Annotated in this window: 6 protein-coding genes and 1 pseudogene; 6 read left to right on the top strand and 1 reads right to left on the bottom strand. The window is 63.3% G+C overall.

The window, feature by feature from the left end; all coding sequences use genetic code 11:
- The 5 genes and pseudogenes from WA317_RS15510 to WA317_RS15490 all read left to right on the top strand — a co-directional run.
- Positions 1–134 (top strand): annotated as a pseudogene (locus tag WA317_RS15510) (cytochrome c oxidase subunit 3 family protein); the annotation flags it as partial.
- Between the two features lie 4 nt (positions 135–138).
- Positions 139–444, top strand: coding sequence for a cytochrome C oxidase subunit IV family protein (locus WA317_RS15505; RefSeq protein ID WP_425173874.1), 306 nt, complete (start codon positions 139–141; stop codon positions 442–444).
- Positions 445–618: 174 nt separating this feature from the next.
- The gene (locus WA317_RS15500; protein ID WP_425173873.1) at positions 619–1,185 is read left to right on the top strand and encodes a hypothetical protein; all 567 of its coding nucleotides are present in this window, start codon (positions 619–621) and stop codon (positions 1,183–1,185) included.
- Positions 1,186–1,360: 175 nt separating this feature from the next.
- Positions 1,361–1,735 (top strand): hypothetical protein, encoded by a 375-nt coding sequence (locus WA317_RS15495; RefSeq protein ID WP_425173872.1) that lies wholly within the window; start codon positions 1,361–1,363, stop codon positions 1,733–1,735.
- A gap of 35 nt (positions 1,736–1,770) precedes the next feature.
- Positions 1,771–2,580, top strand: a complete 810-nt coding sequence (locus WA317_RS15490) for a DUF1906 domain-containing protein (protein WP_425173871.1) — start codon at positions 1,771–1,773, stop codon at positions 2,578–2,580.
- A gap of 427 nt (positions 2,581–3,007) precedes the next feature.
- On the opposite strand, the gene WA317_RS15485 is transcribed toward WA317_RS15490, so the two are convergent.
- Positions 3,008–3,871 (bottom strand): cyclopropane mycolic acid synthase family methyltransferase, encoded by an 864-nt coding sequence (locus WA317_RS15485; RefSeq protein WP_425173870.1) that lies wholly within the window; start codon positions 3,869–3,871, stop codon positions 3,008–3,010.
- 258 nt (positions 3,872–4,129) lie between these two features.
- On the opposite strand from WA317_RS15485, the gene WA317_RS15480 reads away from it, so the two are divergent.
- Positions 4,130–4,269, top strand: a 140-nt coding sequence (locus WA317_RS15480) for an FAS1-like dehydratase domain-containing protein (RefSeq protein WP_425173875.1), incomplete at its 3' end; no start/stop codon positions are given.

The following is a 4,269-nucleotide window of genomic DNA, read 5'->3' as shown; positions in this document are numbered from 1 at the left end:
TGGGTGTTGTCTTCGTCAACCTCGGCGACCCGAAGAACCGCCGAATATCGACGGTCGAGACCGGCGCCACCTATTGGCACATGGTGGACCTGCTCTGGGTCGTCATCTTCGCGCTGGTCTACGTGATGAGGTGAATCGATGACCATAACGACTCCGACGCCGTCCAAGAGTCCGCTTACCGACGGCCGGGCAACCACCTACGTCTGGCTCATTCTGTCGGCGATCACGGTCCTATCGTGGTGGTTGGGTCATCCGCGCGCCGGGCACCCGTTCGATGCCAGCCTGCCGATCACCATCGCTGTGCTGGCCATCGGGATTGTCAAATCGCGGCTCATCATTCGCTGCTTCATGGAAGTGCGCAGCGCGCCTTCGTGGTTGCGTATCGGCACCGACGTATGGATCGTCGTGCTGTGGGGAGCGGTCCTGGCGATGTACCTCTGGTGAACCAGTCGAATGGTGGACGCGTCACGGGGAACTGATCAAAGACCGGGAACAGCGGGCCCGGTCTCTTCGTCTCACATTTCATTGAGTTGGGCACCTGCCGTGCGGTTCATCGACGCATTCGGCCGCCGTGTCACGGGGTCGCCGTTAACGTGGATTGACACACGGGAGATGGGCATGACTGCATTGCAGACGACGGGGATGGCGCCTAGCGCCGACGGACGACTCGAGATCTTCGTGCCCTGCGTGGGGGGCGACGGCAACACCGTGCAGCTGTGGCACCTCTACCAAATGACGCCGGCCGGTGGCTGGTCTCAATGGGTGTCTCATGGGTCTCCGCCTGGCGCGTCCGAGCCCTACATCGGCTGCGGCCCACTGGTCACCCCCAACGCCGCCCGTCGGCTCGACCTGATCATGGGTTTCGGCGCTACCTCCCCTGAGGGGCCGTGGCACATCAACCAGACGGCGCCCAGCAACGGGTGGACACCGACGTGGACCTCGTTGGGCGTCCCGCCCGGAACCACTGTGGTCACCAGTTACGCATTGGCCACCCGCCACGAGGGCGGTCTGGAACTGTTCGCCGTCAGCGTCACCGGCGCACCCGGGCACGAAAGCTATCAGCTGTGGCGCCTCGGCCAGGCCACCACGAGCGTCGATTGGCTGCAGTGGGCGCCGACGGTCGCCTCGAACTCTTCACCGTCGCTGCTGGCGGATCGCTATGGCACATTTGGGAAACCTCGTTGAACGGGACCTGGTCTGAGTGGACCTCGCACGGACAACCCGCCCACTCGTTGGGACTCAGCGGAATCCCGGTCATCGCGGCCAACAGCGAGGGAAGACTGGAACTTCTGTTGACCGGCAACGATTTCAGTTATGGCACATCTATCAGGTCGTCCCGAGTCAAGGCTGGTCTGACTGGGTGACGCCCGGAACGCCACCCGGCGACGACATCAGTGGCTTCACGCCCGCAATGGCCGCCAGCGCCGACGGCCGTCTGGAACTGTTCGCAACCGGCTTCAACCGACCACTGTGGCACATCAACCAGATCACGCCCAGCGGTGGCTGGTCGGACTGGTACTCGCACGGGCGTCCAGTCGAATCGAGTACGGCGCCGGTCGGTGCAGGCGGCACGCCGACGATGGCGCTGAACTCGGCCGGCCGTCTCGAGGTGTTCGTCGCCGGCACCAACAATGAGTTGTGGCACATCTGGCAGACCGCTCCAAGCCAAGGGTGGTCCGGCTGGTACTCACACGGCAAGCCAACGGGATTCGACATCTTCCCCCCGTGGCGTTAGTCGGTTAACAGCAGTCACGTTGTTAGCATCACGCGATGCAGGACTCGTCGGGGACTATCGGCCTCCGGCGACCACGCCCGGTTTCCCGGCGTGAGGCACTACGCTACGCCACCGCTGTGTCGGCGCTGGCCGGGCTGGGTGCGGCATCAGCAAGTGCCGGCACCCCCACGGCGGCGGCCGCCGCTCCCCAACTGATCGACTTCGCCATGCGCCAGATTCCAGCGGAGCACATCCGAGCTGCTGGCTATTCCGGGGTGGTCAACTACGTCTCGCTATCGCGTCCCGGCTCGTCCTTTGGCGCCAAGCCGATCACCCGGCCCTACGCCGAGTCGCTGACCGCCGCTGGGCTGGTGATCGTCAGCAACTACCAATACGGCAAGCCGGGCGGTACAGCACCATCGGACTTCACGCGCAGGTTCGCCGGCGGCGTCGCCGACGCTCGCACCGCCTGGCAGCTGCATACCGCGGCAGGTGGCGGCCGGAGTGCACCGATCTTCTTCACCATCGACGACGACATCAACCGTGACACCTGGAACACCTTCGCGCTGCAGTGGTTTCGCGGAATCAACTCAGTGCTTGGAGTGCAGCGCACCGGCGTCTACGGGGGTATTGATGTGTGCCAGTGGGCCGCCGCCGATGGCGTTATCGGTAATTCGCGCACGCCCGGCCACCGGTGGGCCTGGCAAACCCGGGCCTGGTCTCACGATCAGATCGACCCCGCCGCAGTTCTTTACCAGCGCGTGGTGAGCACCGCGTCGAATCCAGGTCCGCTGGTCGGCGGGCTCGAAGTCGACGTCAACGACGTCCTGGCGCAAGATTGCGGCCAGTGGAACCTACATCCGTGAGGTCGTGAATTCTCGGCGCCGCTTGGCGCTCTTCCGCCCTCGGGTGCTCGGCCCACCGCGATGCGGTGGGACCGGCTCTACACGCAGGTGTATGTCCGCCCAAATCATACGAACGCAGGCTGACCGCATCGCTTGAGGTCGGGAGTCTCCCCGTACATCGAACGCTGTTATGCCACAACACCTTAGGGATTGATCCGTTTATCCGCTAGCCGCGGCAGTTGCTCCCTGCATCAAATTGCGAATCTGGCGTAGCCTCGGCTTGGCACCCCATCCGGGCGCTCACGAGGAGCCATCCCACGTTGCGAAATGGAACATTGCGCCGTCAGAGCCAGCTCTCCCGGCACAAACAGCTACTGCGCCGCGCACTTCCGCCGGAGAAGATCTGAAGCACCTATCGGAAAACCGAAATGTGCATCGACGGTCCCAGCTACTTCTCCAATGTGAACTGGTTGACGTCAACCTGGCCTTGGCGGAACAGCTTCGCGCAGCCGGTTAGGTACTTCATGTAGCGGTCGTAGACTTCTTGTGACTGGATCGCGATGGCCTTGTCTTTGTTGGCGTGTAGGGCTGCCGCCCAGGTGTCGAGGGTTTTGGCATAGTGGGGCTGCAGCGATTGAATCCGCGTGACGGCAAAGCCGGCCTCGGTGGCGCGGCCTTCGACCATCGGGGTCGAGGGCAGCCGGCCGCCGGGGAAGATTTCGGTCATGACGAACTTGATGAAGCGGGCCAGCTCGAACGTCAACGGAACTCCCAGCCGCTGGGCGTCTTTGGGGTGCTGTCCGACGATGGTATGCAGCAGCATCACGCCGTCAGCGGGCAGCGCCTGGTAGGCCATTTTGAAGAAGGCGGGGTAACGCTCGTGGCCGAAGTGCTCGAACGCGCCGATTGAAACGATCCGGTCGACGGGCTCGTCGAACTGTTCCCAGCCGGCCATCAGCACCCGTTTCGTGCGCGGACTGTCCATCTCGTCGAATGCCTGCTGCACGTGGGCGGCCTGGTTCTTCGACAGTGTCAGGCCAACGACGTTGACGTCGTAGTTTTCGATCGCCCGCCGCATGGTGGCGCCCCAGCCGCAGCCGACGTCGAGCAGCGTCATGCCCGGCTGCAGGCTCAGCTTGCCCAGCGCCAGGTCGATTTTGGCGATCTGCGCCTCTTCTAGCGTCATATCGTCGCGGGCGAAGTAGGCGCAGCTGTAGGTCTGGGTGGGGTCCAGGAAGAGCCGGAAGAATTCGTTGGAGAGGTCGTAGTGGGCTTGCACGTCTCCAAAGTGCGGCGTGAGCTCATCCGGCATCTCGGGTGGTCGCCTTTCCGGTCGTAACGACATTGCCTGAAATCAGCGCGACGACCTTAGCTCCTGTTATAGCCTAGACATGCTAATCGATCACCGGTAGACGGCTGGATCCGAATCGCCCGGTAGTCACCGTTCTACCTAGAAGGTCACGCCGACACAAACCGGCGAAGCGTATCGGCGTCTATTGCTACTGTGTCCCCGCGTTAGTGTGCTTTGGTCGGCCTCAGCGAACAAGCCGGTAGAAAAGTTGGGCAATTCATGACCGCAGCAGCAGAAACGTCGGCACTCGAAGCGCGGGTCGGCCACTACTACCAGGTGGACGACACCTACCAGGTGGGCCGCGAGAAGGTGCGCGAGTACGCCCGTGCGGTGCAGGACTATCACCCCGCGCACTGGGA

Origin of the sequence: Mycobacterium sp., from assembly GCF_049802695.1 — a bacterium.
GTDB lineage: Bacteria > Actinomycetota > Actinomycetes > Mycobacteriales > Mycobacteriaceae > Mycobacterium.
The sequence above is the reverse complement of the archived record's forward strand: the minus strand, read 5'-3'. Positions and strand labels throughout refer to the sequence as shown.

Coding starts and splice junctions, on each gene's coding strand:
- WA317_RS15505 (WP_425173874.1), top strand. CDS start 139: ATGACCATAACGACTCCGACGCCGTCCAAGAGTCCGCTTACCGACGGC.
- WA317_RS15500 (WP_425173873.1), top strand. CDS start 619: ATGACTGCATTGCAGACGACGGGGATGGCGCCTAGCGCCGACGGACGA.
- WA317_RS15490 (WP_425173871.1), top strand. CDS start 1,771: ATGCAGGACTCGTCGGGGACTATCGGCCTCCGGCGACCACGCCCGGTT.
- WA317_RS15485 (WP_425173870.1), bottom strand. CDS start 3,871: ATGCCGGATGAGCTCACGCCGCACTTTGGAGACGTGCAAGCCCACTAC.